The organism is Vibrio sp. 378 (genome assembly GCF_033339435.1).
In genome coordinates this window covers 1-816 of record NZ_JAWOUO010000355.1, presented here as the reverse complement: position 1 = coordinate 816, position 816 = coordinate 1, and the positions used below count along the sequence as shown (strand labels likewise).

Genomic DNA, 816 nt, shown 5'->3' with positions numbered 1-816 from the left:
AAAACAGTTGACGTTTTAAGCAACAATACTCAATATTTGCACGTCTTAAATCATATCTACGAATACCATGTGCGAAATATTTGCTAAACAACCACAGGATAATTATCAGTTTATCACTCGTTCCATCCGCATTGACGGCCATGCCACCAGCGTAAAATTAGAGTCGAGTTTTTGGACGATTCTTGAAGAAATTGCCAGTGCGCAAGACATGACCGTTCCAAAGTTTATCAGCACGGTGTACCAAGAAGCACTGGAATACAATGGTGAAGTGAACAACTTTGCATCCTTACTGCGCTGCGCATGTCTCACGTATGCTCGCCAACCGGAAAACACGCTCCATCAAGCGCTTGCTCAACTTAACGCCTAACACCTAACTATTCTTACCAAAATATTCAATGGCATCGATGAGGCTTTACGCCTCAATCGTAAGCTATTGAGCTTATTCTTATTTGTCGTACTCTAGTACTACCCAAACTCCTTTTGTACTCGCTAACCTATGCGGACAATTAAGGAGTACTCATGACAAAAATGATACACACCATGATCCGAGTACGCGATCTGGACCGTTCCCTACAATTTTACCGCGACGCACTTGAGCTAGAGATCAAAGACCAATACGTTTTTGATGGTTTCTCCCTAACCTATCTAGCAAATGAAGAAACAGGCTTTGAATTAGAACTTACACACAACCACGACCAAATCGAACCTTATACTCACGGTTCTGGTTACGGCCACCTTGCCGTTAGCGTGGACGACATCGAACAAGCTCACAAACGAATTAAATCTCTAGGTATTGAAGCAGGTGACATCAAAGCG

General features: G+C 42.8%; 2 protein-coding genes. Both read left to right on the top strand.

The features are described 5' to 3' along the window. Nucleotides 1-67 precede the first annotated feature (67 nt). Nucleotides 68-367 carry a ribbon-helix-helix domain-containing protein gene (locus R7Q48_RS26245; RefSeq protein WP_005460130.1) on the top strand — a complete coding sequence of 100 codons (300 nt, stop codon included), beginning with the start codon at nucleotides 68-70 and terminating at the stop codon, nucleotides 365-367. A 152-nt stretch (nucleotides 368-519) separates the two neighbouring features. Next, nucleotides 520-816 (top strand): VOC family protein (locus R7Q48_RS26240; protein WP_318133119.1); only part of this gene is annotated, 297 nt, incomplete at its 3' end.